The organism is Variovorax sp. GW823-FHT04F07, assembly GCF_058795995.1.
Genome location: NZ_JBXAIG010000004.1, coordinates 506,281 through 520,424, shown reverse-complemented (window position 1 = coordinate 520,424; position 14,144 = coordinate 506,281). Strand labels below are relative to the sequence as shown.

Sequence of the window (14,144 nt, the reverse complement as noted above, 5' to 3'; positions counted from 1 at the left end):
GCCGGGCCGCGGCGCGGTCAGGGGTGGGAGGGGCGCGACCATCAGGGCGCGATGGGGTTGCCGGGCGTGCCTGCTTCGCCGGCCACGACCGCTGTTTTCGCAGCGGAGGGGCGGTAGGACACGCGGGCCGCCGGCACGGGTGCGGCGGCGATCGGTGGCGATGGCGACATGGGCCGCGTGACGCCGGCCTTGGTGACGCTGACAGGCGCGGTGGCCGTTGCCGAAGCAGGCACCACCACGCCAGGCGTCGCCTGCCCAGGCGCTGCGGGCGCCGTCTCGTACGGGTTGTGCAGCACCACGCTCTTGCCGACGCCTACGCCGGTGCCGATCGGCCCGACGCCGACCCCCACGCCGACGCTGGCCGAGCCGGTCACGGCGCCGTTGTCGTGCAGCGCCACGCCCGCGCCGAGCGGGCCCCAGCCGGTGTTCAGGCCGACGGAGAAGTTGCCGTCCTTGGTGGCACCGAGCCCGAGCGAGAGCCCGGGCACCAGCGGAATGCCGATGTGATAGTGCGAACAGCCGCCCACCAGAAGCAACAGCAGCAGCGCCGAGGTGGCAGCCGCTGCGCGACGAACGATGCGCGGCCGGGTGTTCACACCAGCAGCGCGTTGACGCGCCTCACGTAGGCAGCCGGGTCGGCCGGCAGGCCGCCTTCGGCCAGCAGGGCCTGGTCGAACAGGATGTTCGCGAGGTCGTCGAAATGCGCGGAGCCTTCGAGCTTCTTCACCAGCGGGTGCTCGGCGTTGACTTCGAGCACGGGCTTCAGGTCGGGCGCGGGCTGGCCGGCCTGCTTGAGCATGCGCGCGAGCTGCGTGCTCATGCCGCCGTCTTCCACCACGAGGCAGGCGGGCGAGTCGACCAGGCGCGTGGTCACGCGCACGTCTTCGGCCTTGTCCTTGAGCGCCTCTTTCAGCTTCTCGAGCAGCGGCTTGAACGACTCGGCGGCTTCCTCGGCGGCCTTCTTCTCGGCTTCGTCCTGCAGCTTGCCCAGGTCGACCGCGCCCTTGGCCACGCTTTGCAGCGGCGTGCCGTCGAACTCGTTGAGGTAGTTCAGCGCCCACTCGTCGACGCGGTCGGTCATGAGCAGCACCTCGATGCCCTTCTTCTTGAAGACTTCGAGCTGCGGGCTGTTCTTGGCGGCGGCGAGGTTGTCGGCCGTGATGTAGTAGATGGCGTCCTGGCCCTCCTTCATGCGCGCCTTGTAGTCGGCGAAGCTCACGCTCGCGACGTCGCTCGTGGTGGAGGCAAAGCGCAGCAGCTTGGCGATGCGGTCACGGTTGCCCATGTCCTCGCCCAGGCCTTCCTTCAGCACCGCGCCGAACTCGGCGTAGAACTTGGCGAACTTGCCCGATTCGTCGGCGTACTCGGCGGCGGCTTCGGCGGCGGGGGTGGTGTTCTTGTCGACGACATCGGTCACGCCTTCGGTCGGCTCGGGGGCGGGCACCGATTCGCCCGAGCCCACGTCGACCTTGCCTTCGCCGCTCTCGGGCGCGGTCTTCTGCTTCTTCGCGAGGTCTTCGAGCATCGACAGCACGCGCTTGGTGCTGCCTTCGCGGATGGCCTTCACGTCGCGGCTTTCCTGCAGCAGCTCGCGGCTCACGTTCAGCGGCAGGTCGGCCGAGTCGATCACGCCCTTCACGAAGCGCAGGTAGTTGGGCAGCAGCGCCTCGGCGTCGTCCATGATGAAGACGCGCTTGACGTACAGCTTGACGCCCGCGCTCTTGTCGCGGTTCCACAGGTCGAACGGGGCCTTGGACGGGATGTACAGCAGCTGCGTGTACTCGGTGCTGCCTTCGACGCGGTTGTGGCTCCAGGCCAGCGGCGCTTCGAAGTCGTGGCTGATGCTTTTGTAGAACTCTTCGTACTGCTCGGCGGTGATGTCCTTCTTGGGGCGGCTCCACAGGGCGTTGGCCTTGTTCACCGTTTCCCACTCGCCGGTCTTCACCATGTCGCCGGGCTGGTCGTTCTCGCCGTCCTTCCACTCTTCCTTTTCCATCAGGATGGGCAGGGAGATGTGGTCGGAGTACTTGCCGACGATCTGCTTGAGCTTCCAGGCATTGAGGTACTCGTCGGCATCGTCGCGCAGGTGCAGCGTGATGCTGGTGCCGCGCGCGGCGCGCGTGATGTCGGCCACCTCGAAGTCGCCGGCGCCGCCGCTCACCCAGCGCACGCCCTGGTCGGCGGGCAGGCCCGCGCGGCGCGACTCGACCGTGATCTTGTCGGCCACGATGAAGCCCGAATAGAAGCCCACGCCGAACTGGCCGATGAGTTGCGCGTCGGCCTTCTGGTCGCCGCTGAGGCGGCTCATGAAGTCTTTGGTACCACTCTTGGCGATGGTGCCCAGGTTGTCGATGGCTTCCTGGCGCGACAGGCCGATGCCCTTGTCGGTGATGGTGAGGGTGCGCGCGGCCTTGTCGAACGACAGGCGCACGTCGAGATCGGGCTGGTCTTCGTACAGCGCGGGGTGGTCGAGCGCCTCGAAGCGCAGCTTGTCGCACGCGTCGGACGCGTTCGAGATCAGCTCGCGCAGGAAGATTTCCTTGTTGGAGTACAGCGCATGCGTGACGAGGTGCAGCAGTTGCGCGACTTCAGCCTGGAACGGGAGTTTGGTATTGGAGGAATCAGCCATGGGAAAGAAAGGGATCGAAGCCAAAAAATTCTAAGGCGAGCCGCCCGTGGCGGGCGGCGGCCTTGCCAACTTTATGAACTGGGGTTGTCGCGCCAAAAAACAACGAGCGCAAGGCCGCGCGAACTTTGTCACACGGCTGTCGGCTCAGCGCCGCGCTTTCAGCGCGGTTGGGATTCGACTTCGCGCGTCCAGCGGTCGATGAGCCGCTTGCGCTCGGCCGCCTTGCCGTACTTCTCGAAGTCGTACTTGATGAGCTTCACGCTCTCCATCGACGGAATGCGCGGATCGGGCTTGAAGGTCTTGTTGGCCGGCGACTGCAGGCTGCCGGCCTTGGCGCCGATGGACTGGCCCGCGGGGCTCATGAGCCAGTCGTAGTAGCGCTTGGCGTTCTCCTTGTTGCGCGCGCCCTTCACGAGCGCGATGCCGCCGATCTCGAAGCCCGTGCCCTCGCAGGGCGCGGCGGTCTTCACCGGAAATTTGTCGTGCCGCCAGCGCTCGAAGCCGAAGATGAAGCTCACGCCGATCGCCACCTCGCCCTTGGCCACGTTGGGCGCCTGGGCCTGGCCGCTGCGCGTGTAGCTGGTGACGTTCTTGTGCAGCTTCTTCAGGTAGTCGAACGCGGGCTCCTCGCCCATCTGCTGCACCAGGCCCGCGATGACGGTGTAGGCCGTGCCGCTGGTGGCGGGGTGCGAGATTTCGATCTCGCCCTTGTACTCGGGCTTGATGAGGTCGGCCCAGCACTTGGGCTCGGCGAGCTTCTTTTTCTTCAGCAGCTCGGTGTTGAAGCCGAAGCCCATGGCGCTCGTGTAGAAGCCGCCCACCATGTTCTGCGACATGGCGTACTGGCGCACCGACCAGTCGTGCAGGTCGTTGATGTAGGCCGGCCGGTACGGCTCGAGCAGGCCCTGCTCGGCGGCCTGCAGGAAGGGGTCGCCGGTGCCGCCCCACCAGAGGTCGGTCTTGGGGTTGGCGGCTTCGGCGCGCAGCTGCGCACCGATTTCGCCGGTGCCCTTGTGGGCCTGCTGCACCTTGATGCCGGTCTCGCGCGTGAAGGCCGTGGCGGCCGCCTCGCACCAGCCCGCGTCGGTGCTGCACAGCGCGTTGACGGTGCCCTGCGCGGCGGCCTGCGACGCCCCGAGCAGGAGCGCCGCGCCCAGGCAGGCGGTGGCAAGGGCACGCACGGTGTGCCGGGGGGCGAATGAAGGCATGGGCGGGTCTCCTCGTTGTTCGACGTTGTATGAAGGCGCAGGATAGCGCCGGCGTGGGTGCTTGAGGTCAGCGCGCCGCCAGCAGCGGCGGCAGATGCTCCACCAGCCAGTCGATCACCACGCGCGTCTTCAGCGGCAGGTAGCGGCTCGGCGTGCGGATCACGTGCAGCGGAAAACCGAAGGGCTCGGGCTCGTCGAACACGCGCACCAGCGTGCCGGCCGCGAGCGCGTCGGCCGCCAGCCAGGCCGGCAACCGCGCCAGGCCCATGCCGCCGATGGCGGCCTCCAGCAGCACCTCGGCGCTGTCGCAGCGCAGCCGCGAAGGCAGCGCGGCCTCCACCTCCGCGTCGCCCTCGCGAAAGCGCCAGGGCGAGACCTGCCCGTCGCGGGCGTAGTACACGGCCTCGTGCGGCGCGACCAGTGCCGCAAGGTCGCGCGGATGGCCACGCTCGGCCAGGTACGCGGGCGCGGCGCACAGCAGCATCCACTGCACGCCGACCGGCCGCGCCACGAGCCCCGCGCTGTCGTCGAGCTCGCCGCTGCGGATGGCCAGGTCGAGCCCCTCTTCCACGAGGTCGACGCGCCGGTCGTTGAAGGCCAGCTCCAGCGACAGCTGCGGATGCTGGCGCGCCAATGCCAGCATCAGCGGCCCCACCTTGAGCCGCCCGAGCATCGCCGGCATGCTCAGGCGCACGAGGCCGGCGGCCGTGTGGCGCGCGGCGTCGGTGAGCGCCTCGGCCGCCTCCAGCTCGGCCAGCGCGCGACGGCAGCGCTCGTAGTAGCCGTGCCCTTCCTCGGTGAGGCTCTGGCTGCGCGTGGTGCGCAAGAAGAGACGCGTGTCCAGCCGCGCCTCGAGCCGCGCGATGCTCTTGGCGACCGCCGAACGGGTGACGTGCAGGCGCTGCGCGGCGAGCGCGAAGCTGCCCGCCTCCACCGCCGCGACGAACTCCTCGATGCCTTGCAGGCGTTGGCTCATTGGATACTTTCAAGCACCATTCTTCGGAAAATTATCCACCACCGGATCGTTTTCATCGTCAATAGCATCGAGGCCGATCTTTTCCGATGGAGCCTTTTCCGATGCAAGAACCCGATGTGCTGCGCCGCTGGCAGCTTCCCCGACTGGGCCGCGCCCACCTCGCACAGGCCGAAGCGCCGATGCCCTCGCCAGGCCCGGGCCAGATCCTCGTGCGCGTGGGCGCGGTGGCGCTCAACTACCGCGACCTGCTCATGGTGCGCGACGGCATGGGCATGGCGCTCGAGTTGCCCTTCACGCCCGGCTCGGACATGGCGGGCACCGTGGTGGCCGTGGGCCCCGGCGTGCGCCGCTTCGCCGTGGGCGAGCGCGTGATCAACACCTTCTGGGGCGGCTGGACCGACAGCCACTGGCACGCCGACACCACGCTGCTCGGCGGCCCCGGGCCGGGCATGCTGGCCTCGCACGTGTGCATCGATGCGAACTGGGCCGTGGCCGCGCCCGCCACGCTGAGCCTCGAGGAAGCGAGCACGCTGCCCTGCGCCGGCCTCACGGCGTGGTTCGCGCTGGTGGAAACCGGCGCCCTGCGCGCGGGCGAGACGGTGCTGGTCCACGGCACCGGCGGCGTCGCGCTGTTCGGGCTGCAGCTTGCGCGGCTGCACGGCGCGCAGGCCATCGTGGTGACGGGCAGCGCCGACAAGCAGGCCGCGGCGCGCGCGCTCGGCGCCACGCACGTGCTCGCGCGCGACAGCGACTGGCCCGCCGAGGTGCGCCGGCTCACGCACGGACGCGGCGCCGACCACGTGCTCGAACTCTCCAGCGGCCCCGACCTCGACCGCTCGCTGCAGGCCGTGAAGCAGGGCGGGCGCGTGTCGATCATCGGCATGCTCGGCGGCGACACGCTGAGCGCGTCGTTCTACGCGATGGTGCTCGGCCGCGTGACGGTGCAGGGCATCGGCGTCGGCCATCGCCGTGCGCTCGAGGAGCTGGTACGCGCGGTCGATGCGAACGCGCTCAAGCCGGTGATCGCCGCGCGCTACGGCTTCGACGCACTGCCCGCCGCGCTCGACCACCTGGAACGCGGCGCGTTCGGCAAGGTCGTCGTGACGATGGCATGACGACGATGTGACGCGGCCCCGCCCTCGCCCGACCATTTGCAAATGCTGCAGGGCACAAATCCACAGCATTCGTGAACAGTTGCCGCTAAGCGCGCCGGTTTGCTCGACGCCTCCAATTCCCGTTCCTAGAATGCGGCCCGCGTTCGGCTCCCGCCGTGCGTGCTTTCTCAACTTCAGGATGGAGCGTTATGGAACACAGTACCTACAAAAAGTGGTCTGCAGAATTCATTGGTACTTTCTGGCTCACGCTCGGAGGCTGCGGAAGCGCAGTTCTGGCCGCGGCCTTTCCGGGCGTCGGCATCGGCCTGCTCGGCGTCTCGCTGGCCTTCGGTTTGACCGTGGTCACGGGCGCCTATGCGCTCGGTCCGATCTCGGGCGGCCACTTCAACCCGGCCGTGTCGATCGGCCTCGCAGCCGCAGGCCGCTTCAAGGCCGGGCAGCTGCCGGGCTACATCGTGTCGCAGGTGCTGGGCGCCATCGCCGCAGCCGGCGTGCTGTACCTGATCGCCACCGGCAAGCCGGGTGCGGACATCGGCGGCTTTGCCACCAACGGCTACGGCGAGCACTCGCCCGGCAAGTACGGCATGACGGCCGCCCTCATCAGCGAAGTGGTGATGACCGCCGTGTTCCTGATCGTGATCCTGGGTGCCACCGCCAAGCGCGCGGCGGCCGGCTTCGCGGGCATGGCCATCGGCCTGTGCCTGACGCTGATCCACCTGGTGTCGATCCCCGTGACCAACACCTCGGTGAACCCGGCGCGCAGCACCGGCCCGGCCCTGTTCGGCCCGTCGTACGCGGTGTCGGAACTGTGGCTGTTCTGGGTCGCCCCGATCGTGGGCGCGATCATCGGCGCGGTGATCTACCGCGCACTGCTCAGCAGCAACGACGACTGAGCTTTCCGCAGCGGAGGCTAGCTCAGCTTCCGCTGCCCGACTTCACCATCGGCAGTGAAGTCGATTGCCCGATGGGCTCGGTGCCCGTCGGGTGCGAGGCCGCATAGGCGCCGGCCTGGATGTCGGACACCGGCGTCATCCCACTGATCGCCGGCGCCGACGTCGACTGCCCGATGGGCTCCGTGCCGCTCGGACGTGCCGCCGCCATCGCGCCGGCCTGCACCTCCGGGTTCTCCGGCGAATTCAATTGCAGCGGGTGGAAGTCCGAACCGTCGGTGGTTTCGGCGGAGGCATTGACCGTGCCCAGCGCCGCGAACGCGGCGAAGGAAGCAACGGCAAGAAGTTGGAACGAAGTGCGCATGGTGTGTTCTCCTGAGGGCAGGTTGTCTCCGGTCCGGTGCCGTCGCGCGGACCGCGCGCAGCAGGACCTGCAGCCACTCTAGGCAGCCTGACTGAGGCCAGCGTGAGCGAAGAATGAGCCGGGAGTGAGCACCGCAACGGCTACGTCGGCTGCATCGGCAGCAGCACCCGCGCCCTCAGCCCCGGCCCGTCGTCCCTGTTGCGCAGCTCGATGCGCAGGCCATGCCGCTCGGCCGCCGTGCGCGCGATCGCCAGACCCAGCCCGCTGCCGCCCGCCGCCGCGCCCGGCACGCGAAAGAAGCGGTCGAACACGCGCTCCAGTTCGGCCGACGGAATGCCCGGCCCGTTGTCGAGCACGTCGACCACCGCCTGCCCGTCGACCCGATACAACCGCACATCGACCACCCCGCCTTCGGGCGCGTAGCGCAGCGCGTTGTCGATCAGGTTGTCGAACACGCTGCGCAGTTCGGACGCAGGCGCGGTCACCACCGCACCGGTCAGACCTTCGAAGCCCACGTCGATGCGCCGCGCGTCGGCCAGCACCATGCGCTGGCCCAGGCTCTCGCGCAGCAGCGCCTCGATGTCGACCCGCTCGCCCGGCGCATCCGACGGCGGCGCGTCCTGCCGCGACAGCTGCAGCAGCTGCTCGATGAGGTGCTGCGCGCGCGTCACGCCGGCCTCGAGCTGGTTGAAGCGCTCTGTGGCTTCGCCGGCCGGCACGTGCGCGCGCAGGTTCTCGATCTGCAGGCCGATGGCGGCCATCGGCGTGCGCAGCTCGTGCGCCGCGTCCTGCACGAAGCGCCGCTGCGTGGCGAAGGCGCTGCGCACGCGTGACAGCAGGTGGTTGAAGGCGCCCACCAGCGGCGCGATCTCGTCGGGCACGCGCGCCAGCGACAGCTCAGTGGGGCGGCGCTCGTCCTGCGAGGCCACGTCGCGCGCCACGCTGCGCAGCGAGCGCGAGGCGGCCGACACGATGAGCCACAGCACCAGCAACGCCGCCGGCAGCAGCAGCGCGATCGGCAGGCCTTCGAGCAGGGCGCGGCGCAGCGCGCGGCGATGGCGGTAGTCCTCGTTCTGCAGCACCTGCACGCGCGGCGCGCCGGCATGCGGCGCGGGCTCGGCCGTGAACACGCGCCAGCGCGAATGCGCGGGCCCTTCGGCGTGCACGTCGCTGAAGCCGCTGCCGGGCTGCAGCGGCACCGACAGCGCGGGCCACGAACTCGCGCGCAAGGTGGCGCCGTCGGCGTTCCAGATCTGCACCACGAAGGCGCCGCGCGAGAAGGCCGCTTCGCCGTCCATCGCGCGCGGGGTCTTGGGCGGGTCGTTGCCCGCGTACGACTCGGCCACCAGCCGCATCTGGTCGTCGAGTGCGTTGTGCACGAGGTTGCCGTAGGCCAGGAAGGAGAACCACGCCGTGAGCACCGCCGCCACCACATGCAGCGTGACCAGCCACAGCAGCAGCTGGGTGCGCAGCGAACGCGGGCGCCACCAGCGGCGGACGGCACCGGTCATGCCGCCACTCGCCAGCCCAGCCCGCGCACGTTGCGGATCGCGTCGGCGCCGAGCTTGCGGCGCATGCCGTGGATCAGCACGTCGATGGCGTTGCTGGTCACTTCGTCGCCCCAGCCGTAGATGCGGTTTTCGAGCTGCTCGCGCGAGAGGATGGCGCCGGGCCGCTCCAGCAGCGCATGCAGCAGCGCGAACTCGCGCGCGGTGAGTGCTTCGCGCACACCGTTCACCGCCACCTCGCGCGTCGTGAGGTCCAGCTGCAGCGCGGCGGTGCCGATCAGCGAATGCGCGGCGCCGTCGCGGCGGCGCACCACGGCGCGCATGCGCGCGAGCAGCTCGCGAAACTCGAAGGGCTTGAGCAGGTAGTCGTCGGCGCCGAGGTCGAGGCTGTGGATGCGGTCGTCCAGGCCGTCGCGCGCAGTGAGCACCAGCACGGGCGTGGCATCGCCGCGTTCGCGCGCGCGACGCAGCACCTCGGTGCCGTCCTGGCGGGGCAAGCCCAGGTCGAGCAGCACGCAGGTGTAGCCGCCGTCGCCGAGCGCGCTGTGCGCCAGCTCGCCGTCGCGCACCCAGTCGGCCGACCAGCCCGCACCCTCGAGCGCCTGCTTCAGGCTGCGCCCGATCATTTCGTCGTCTTCCACCAGCAGCACGCGCATCGCGGCGACTCCTTTGCGCGCAAGGTAGCACGCGACCGGGATGATCGTCAGGGGCCCTGCGCCTCGGCGCAGCGTAGGCGCGAAGACTTAGGCGGGGCTTAGGACACGAACGGCGTGCTGCTCGTCCTCTGCGTCCGTGGCAAAGGCCAGCAGGCGCAGCGCCTCTTCCTCCACGCCGCGCCGGTCGGCCGCGGACCAGCGCGTGAAGGGTTCCAGCACCACGGTCGCCGCCTGCGTCGCGCGCTCGATCTTCCAGGTGCCCGCCACGAAGCCGTCGAGCAGCACCGTGCCGCGCACGATGCCGTTGATGGTGAAGACGCGCGCGCGGTGCGCCTCGTCGAGCACGCGGCGGCGGTCGGCGTGCGAGAGCAGCAGGTTGTCCCATTCGGCGACCAGGCGCGGCGGCGCGGGCGTGTCGGGGTCGGGGCGCGGCGCGCGCGGCAGGTCGAAGAGCTCCTGGCCCTCATCGCCGGTGAACACGCGCAGCTGCGGCCTCAATCGATCGGCCACGGCCTTCCAGCCCGTGAGGCCCGACCACGCGCCGGCATCGGCCAGCGTCGCGGGGCCGAAGGCGGCGAGGTAGCGCAGGAGCAGGTCGTCCTGCGTGGCGGTGGCGATGCGGGTGGCGGGCTCACCGAGCCATGCGCCGAGCGGCTGCAGCAGCGCGTTCTGGTGCGAGTTCCAGCTGCCCGCGGGCGGCAGGTGGACCAGCGGCACGTTGTTGCGGATGAGCGCGGCGAGCGAGGCCGGCGCGTGGTCTTTCCAGCGCGCCGCGAGCGCCTGGCCGAGGGCCGTGCCGGTGAGCGGCCCGTCGTCCAGCAGTGCACGGCCCGCCTTCACCACGGCCGCGCGGTCGACGCCTTCAAGGGCCCGCGCATGCAGGCCCGACAGGCCGCGCTGGTGCACGGGCTCGAGCAACGGCCGCCAGGCCCACGCGTCCGCGGCGGTCATCAGGTGCAGGGTGGCGCGCAGCGTCGACATGCGCACGATGCGGCGGCTTTTCAGCGCATCGGTCAGCTGCGCGCGGTGAAAGCCTTCGAGCCGGCTCCACAGGCCGATGTAGGGCGGGTTGGGCGCCTGCGCCTGCAGCCCGGCCAGCTTCTCGACGGCCTGCACGACGCTCGCCTTGCGCCGCGCCAGCAGCATCTGCCGCGCCAGCGTGGCCCGGTTCAGCGCGCGACGGCTCAGCACCGCGGCCATGGGCAGGTCGTCAGAATTTCTCGTGCGGCGCCAGGTAGCGCCACTGCCCCACCGGCAGGTTGCCGAGCATCACCTTGCCGATGCGCACGCGCTTCAGCCCCACCACCTTGAGGCCGACCAGCTCGCACATGCGGCGGATCTGGCGCTTCTTGCCTTCGGTGAGCACGAAGCGCAGCTGCTCGGGGTTCTGCCACTCCACGCGCGCCGGCTTGAGCGCCTGGCCGTCCAGGCTCAGGCCATGGCGCAGGCGGGCGAGCATGGCCGGCGGAAACACCGCCTGCACGTTGGTGGTGACCGGGTCGTCGTCGTCCAGGCGCACCAGCTGGCCGGTGGGCGCGGGCTGGTCCAGGCCGTGGTAGGCCACGCGCACGAGGTATTCCTTGTCCATCGTCGAGTCTTCGCCGATGAGCTGACGCGCGATGCGGCCGTCTTGCGTCATCACGAGCAGGCCGGTGGAGTCGATGTCCAGCCGCCCGCAGGGCGCCAGGCCACGCAGCTGCTGCGGGCCGAAGAAGAAGCGCGCGTTGTCTTCCGACCAGCGGTTCTGCGGCGTGAACAGCGTGACCGCCGGCTCGTGGCCGTCTTCGGCCTGCCCGCTCACGTAGCCGATGGGCTTGTTGATGAGGATCGTGACCTGGTTCGCCTGCTGGCCCTTGGCGGCCTTGTCGACCTCGATGCGGTCGTTGGGCGTGACCTTCACGCCCATCTCGGCGGGCTTGCCGTTGACGCGCACCCAGCCCTGCGCGATCCAGTCGTCCGCCTCGCGGCGCGAGCACAGGCCGAGTTCGGCCATGCGTTTGTTGAGGCGCACGGGCGCGTGGGGAGAGGTGGAGGGCTCGGTCATGGGGGGGCAAATCCTAGCAAATGCGCCCTGCGAGTATCTGGCCGTTTGCCATCGGCCGCCTGCCCCGTGGGGCCAGGAACACTTGATCGATGCGTCGGACCGGTGCTATCCTGAATCCAGGCGCAAGTTGATTGCGCCCTTTTTGGGGGATTCCCAAGTGAGCATGCCAAACACACGCAAGTTTCAGTACGCCATCGTCATCGGGCGTTTCCAGCCCGTTCATTTCGGTCACCAGCGACTCATCGAAGAAGGCCTTCGCGCCGCCGATCGGGTCATCGTGGTGGTCGGCTCCGACCGCAAGCCCCGCAGCGTCAAAGACCCCTTCACCTTCGATGAACGCGAGCGCATGGTGCGTGCGTGCCTGCGCGGCACCGAGCAGATGCGCGTGAGCGTCGTCGGCGTCGGCGACTCGCCCTACAACGACCAGATCTGGATCGCGTCGATCCAGTCTGCCGTCGAGCGGCTGATCCAGCAGGATGGCCATGTGCCCGCGGCGCAGGCCAAGGTCGCGCTGGTGGGACACCTGAAGGACAGCTCCAGCTACTACCTCAAGCTCTTCCCGCACTGGGAGTTCGTGGGCCAGCACAGCGTGGAAAGCCTCAACGCCACCGACGTGCGCAACCTCTATTTCGACCCCGAGAACCGAGGCCAGCTCGCACGGGCCGACCTGCCCGACGGCACCGCCGCCTTCCTCGACAAGTTCACCGGCACCGCCGACTATGCCGAGCTCTGCGACGAACGCGCCTTCCTCGTCGACTACCGCGACAAGTACCGCTATGCGGGCAGCGACTTTCCGCCGATCTACACCACGGTCGATGCCATCGTGGTCGAGGCGGGCCACATCCTCCTGGTGCAGCGCAAGTTCCATCCCGGCAAGGGCACGTGGGCGCTGCCCGGCGGCTTCGTCGGCCAGCACGAGCGGCTGCAGGACGCGGCCATCCGCGAGCTGAAGGAAGAAACCCGCCTCAAGGTGCCCGTGCCCGTGCTCAACGGCAGCATGAAGGCCAGCCATGTGTTCGATGCGCCCGACCGCTCGCAGCGCGGCCGCACGATCACGCACGGCTTCTTCTTCGAGCTGGCCCACAACCAGTGGACGGGCCTGTCGGATGTGCGTGCCGACGACGACGCGGCCGCCGTGCGGTGGGTGCCGATCGCCGAGTTCCTCGGGATGCCGGACCGCATCTACGAGGACCACTACTTCATCGCAAACCATTTTTTGGGTGGCCTGGGCAAGAACTGAACGACCAGGCTTTGTCAGCAAGAACGGGCTCCGGTTGACGGGGCCCACGTGAAAGGAGCTTTCACATGAACCGCAACCTCACCTCCTCGCCCCTGGGCAACAACCTGTTGCTGCGCACCGACTCCTACAAGGTGTCGCACTGGATGCAGTACCCGCCCGGTACGCAGACCGTGCACAGCTACATCGAATCGCGTGGTGGGCTCTTCAGCCATTCGCTGTTCTTCGGCCTGCAGGCGTACCTGCGCGAGTACCTGCAGACGCCGGTGACGCGCAGCGACGTCGAGGAGGCCGCTGCGATGATGGCCGTGCACGGCGAACCCTTCAACCGCGAAGGGTGGCTGCGGCTGATCGAGAAGCACGACGGACTGATGCCCGTGCGCATCCGCGCGGTCCCCGAGGGCAGCGTGCTGCCGATGCACAACGTGCTCGCGACCATCGAGAACACCGACCCCGAATTCTTCTGGGTCACGAGCTTTCTCGAAACCGAATTGCTGCGCGCCATCTGGTATCCGACCACGGTGGCCACGCTCTCGGCCGCCGCACGCACCACGCTGCTGCGCTACCTCGAAGCGACCTGCGACGACCCGCAAGGCCAGATCGCGTTCAGGCTGCACGACTTCGGCGCGCGCGGCGTGTCGAGCCTGGAGTCGGCGGCACTCGGCGGCATGGCCCACCTGGTCAACTTCATGGGCACCGACACGCTGGCGGCCTTGGTGGCGGCGCGTCGTTACTACGACTGCGACGTGGCGGGCTTCTCGATCCCCGCGGCCGAGCACAGCACCATCACGGGCTGGGGCCGCGACCATGAGTCCGACGCGTACAGCAACATGGTCGACCAGTTCGCCAAGCCCGGCACGACCTTCGCCGTGGTGAGCGACAGCTACGACATATTCAACGCCTGCGCGCGCATCTGGGGCGACGAGCTCAAGGCCAAGGTGGTGGCCTCGGGCGCGACGCTGGTGGTGCGGCCCGACTCGGGCGACCCGGCCGAAACCACGCTCAAGGTGGCGCAGATCCTGGCCGAGCGCTTCGGCACCACGACGAATGCCAAGGGGTTTCGCGTGCTGAACAACGTGCGCATCATCCAGGGCGACGGCGTGAACCTCGACTCGCTGCGGCTGTGCCTCTCGAACTTCTTCCACAACGGCCTCTCGACCGAGAACATCTCCTTCGGCATGGGCGGCGGCCTGCTGCAGCAGGTCAACCGCGACACCATGCAATGGGCGATGAAGTGCTCGGCGATGCAGGTGAACGGCGAGTGGCGCGATGTCTACAAGTCGCCGGTGGGCGATGTGAACAAGGCCTCGAAGAAGGGGCGGCTCGCGCTGGTGCGCAACGCGCGCGGCGAAGTACAGACGCTGCGCGAAGAAGCGTTGGCGAGCGGCCAGGTCGATCTGCTGCAAACGGTGTTCGAGAACGGACGCATCGTCGCGAACACCACCTTCGAGGCGATTCGCGAGCGGGCGGCCGCCGGCGTGAATCAGCTCGTCACGTCGCGGGCGCCGCTCTGATGC

At 69.2% G+C, this 14,144-nt stretch carries 13 protein-coding genes; 4 read left to right on the top strand and 9 right to left on the bottom strand.

Annotated elements, in window-relative coordinates; all coding sequences use genetic code 11:
• Nucleotides 1-41: 41 nt before the first annotated feature.
• The 4 genes from AC1RAA_RS21545 to AC1RAA_RS21530 all read right to left on the bottom strand — a co-directional run bounded on the left by AC1RAA_RS21545 (nucleotide 42) and on the right by AC1RAA_RS21530 (nucleotide 4,813).
• Nucleotides 42-596: a hypothetical protein gene (locus AC1RAA_RS21545; RefSeq protein WP_492730526.1), complete on the bottom strand. Its 555-nt coding sequence runs from the start codon at nucleotides 594-596 to the stop codon at nucleotides 42-44.
• Nucleotides 593-2,629 carry a molecular chaperone HtpG gene (htpG, locus tag AC1RAA_RS21540; RefSeq protein WP_492730525.1) on the bottom strand — a complete coding sequence of 679 codons (2,037 nt, stop codon included), beginning with the start codon at nucleotides 2,627-2,629 and terminating at the stop codon, nucleotides 593-595. Before htpG ends, AC1RAA_RS21545 begins: the two co-directional genes overlap by 4 nt.
• A 158-nt stretch (nucleotides 2,630-2,787) precedes the next feature.
• Entirely contained in the window at nucleotides 2,788-3,837 is a 1,050-nt protein-coding gene (locus AC1RAA_RS21535; protein WP_492730523.1) for an ABC transporter substrate-binding protein, read from the bottom strand.
• A gap of 67 nt (nucleotides 3,838-3,904) precedes the next feature.
• Nucleotides 3,905-4,813, bottom strand: a complete 909-nt coding sequence (locus AC1RAA_RS21530; protein WP_492730521.1) for a LysR substrate-binding domain-containing protein — start codon at nucleotides 4,811-4,813, stop codon at nucleotides 3,905-3,907.
• A 101-nt stretch (nucleotides 4,814-4,914) separates the two neighbouring features.
• On the opposite strand from AC1RAA_RS21530, the gene AC1RAA_RS21525 reads away from it, so the two are divergent.
• Nucleotides 4,915-5,928, top strand: a complete 1,014-nt coding sequence (locus AC1RAA_RS21525) for a zinc-dependent alcohol dehydrogenase family protein (protein ID WP_492730520.1) — start codon at nucleotides 4,915-4,917, stop codon at nucleotides 5,926-5,928.
• A gap of 188 nt (nucleotides 5,929-6,116) precedes the next feature.
• The gene (gene aqpZ, locus AC1RAA_RS21520; protein ID WP_095747097.1) at nucleotides 6,117-6,821 is read left to right on the top strand and encodes an aquaporin Z; all 705 of its coding nucleotides are present in this window, start codon (nucleotides 6,117-6,119) and stop codon (nucleotides 6,819-6,821) included.
• A gap of 22 nt (nucleotides 6,822-6,843) precedes the next feature.
• Here the strand turns inward: aqpZ and AC1RAA_RS21515 are convergent, their stop codons facing one another.
• The 5 genes from AC1RAA_RS21515 to AC1RAA_RS21495 form a co-directional block, all read right to left on the bottom strand.
• Nucleotides 6,844-7,182, bottom strand: a complete 339-nt coding sequence (locus AC1RAA_RS21515; protein ID WP_095747098.1) for a hypothetical protein — start codon at nucleotides 7,180-7,182, stop codon at nucleotides 6,844-6,846.
• A gap of 140 nt (nucleotides 7,183-7,322) precedes the next feature.
• Nucleotides 7,323-8,693, bottom strand: a complete 1,371-nt coding sequence (locus AC1RAA_RS21510) for a sensor histidine kinase (RefSeq protein ID WP_492730518.1) — start codon at nucleotides 8,691-8,693, stop codon at nucleotides 7,323-7,325.
• Complete coding sequence (locus AC1RAA_RS21505) at nucleotides 8,690-9,346, bottom strand: response regulator (protein WP_062480678.1); 657 nt, start codon at nucleotides 9,344-9,346, stop codon at nucleotides 8,690-8,692. Before AC1RAA_RS21505 ends, AC1RAA_RS21510 begins: the two co-directional genes overlap by 4 nt.
• Before the next feature lie 87 nt (nucleotides 9,347-9,433).
• Nucleotides 9,434-10,546 carry a winged helix DNA-binding domain-containing protein gene (locus AC1RAA_RS21500; RefSeq protein ID WP_492730516.1) on the bottom strand — a complete coding sequence of 371 codons (1,113 nt, stop codon included), beginning with the start codon at nucleotides 10,544-10,546 and terminating at the stop codon, nucleotides 9,434-9,436.
• A 10-nt stretch (nucleotides 10,547-10,556) separates the two neighbouring features.
• A complete protein-coding gene (locus AC1RAA_RS21495; protein WP_062480682.1) occupies nucleotides 10,557-11,390 on the bottom strand; it encodes a pseudouridine synthase in 834 nt (277 codons plus the stop codon).
• A gap of 163 nt (nucleotides 11,391-11,553) precedes the next feature.
• Between AC1RAA_RS21495 and AC1RAA_RS21490 the strand changes: the two genes are divergently transcribed.
• Nucleotides 11,554-12,630 carry a bifunctional nicotinamide-nucleotide adenylyltransferase/Nudix hydroxylase gene (locus AC1RAA_RS21490; RefSeq protein ID WP_070063035.1) on the top strand — a complete coding sequence of 359 codons (1,077 nt, stop codon included), beginning with the start codon at nucleotides 11,554-11,556 and terminating at the stop codon, nucleotides 12,628-12,630.
• Between the two features lie 65 nt (nucleotides 12,631-12,695).
• Entirely contained in the window at nucleotides 12,696-14,141 is a 1,446-nt protein-coding gene (locus tag AC1RAA_RS21485) for a nicotinate phosphoribosyltransferase (protein WP_492730514.1), read from the top strand.
• The last annotated feature ends 3 nt before the right edge of the window (nucleotides 14,142-14,144 follow it).

Bases quoted from the DNA above. Each gene is read 5' to 3' on its own strand.
- htpG (WP_492730525.1), bottom strand. From the start codon at position 2,629: ATGGCTGATTCCTCCAATACCAAACTCCCGTTCCAGGCTGAAGTCGCG.
- AC1RAA_RS21535 (WP_492730523.1), bottom strand. From the start codon at position 3,837: ATGCCTTCATTCGCCCCCCGGCACACCGTGCGTGCCCTTGCCACCGCC.
- AC1RAA_RS21530 (WP_492730521.1), bottom strand. From the start codon at position 4,813: ATGAGCCAACGCCTGCAAGGCATCGAGGAGTTCGTCGCGGCGGTGGAG.
- AC1RAA_RS21525 (WP_492730520.1), top strand. From the start codon at position 4,915: ATGCAAGAACCCGATGTGCTGCGCCGCTGGCAGCTTCCCCGACTGGGC.
- aqpZ (WP_095747097.1), top strand. From the start codon at position 6,117: ATGGAACACAGTACCTACAAAAAGTGGTCTGCAGAATTCATTGGTACT.
- AC1RAA_RS21515 (WP_095747098.1), bottom strand. From the start codon at position 7,182: ATGCGCACTTCGTTCCAACTTCTTGCCGTTGCTTCCTTCGCCGCGTTC.
- AC1RAA_RS21510 (WP_492730518.1), bottom strand. From the start codon at position 8,693: ATGACCGGTGCCGTCCGCCGCTGGTGGCGCCCGCGTTCGCTGCGCACC.
- AC1RAA_RS21505 (WP_062480678.1), bottom strand. From the start codon at position 9,346: ATGCGCGTGCTGCTGGTGGAAGACGACGAAATGATCGGGCGCAGCCTG.
- AC1RAA_RS21500 (WP_492730516.1), bottom strand. From the start codon at position 10,546: ATGGCCGCGGTGCTGAGCCGTCGCGCGCTGAACCGGGCCACGCTGGCG.
- AC1RAA_RS21495 (WP_062480682.1), bottom strand. From the start codon at position 11,390: ATGACCGAGCCCTCCACCTCTCCCCACGCGCCCGTGCGCCTCAACAAA.
- AC1RAA_RS21490 (WP_070063035.1), top strand. From the start codon at position 11,554: ATGCCAAACACACGCAAGTTTCAGTACGCCATCGTCATCGGGCGTTTC.
- AC1RAA_RS21485 (WP_492730514.1), top strand. From the start codon at position 12,696: ATGAACCGCAACCTCACCTCCTCGCCCCTGGGCAACAACCTGTTGCTG.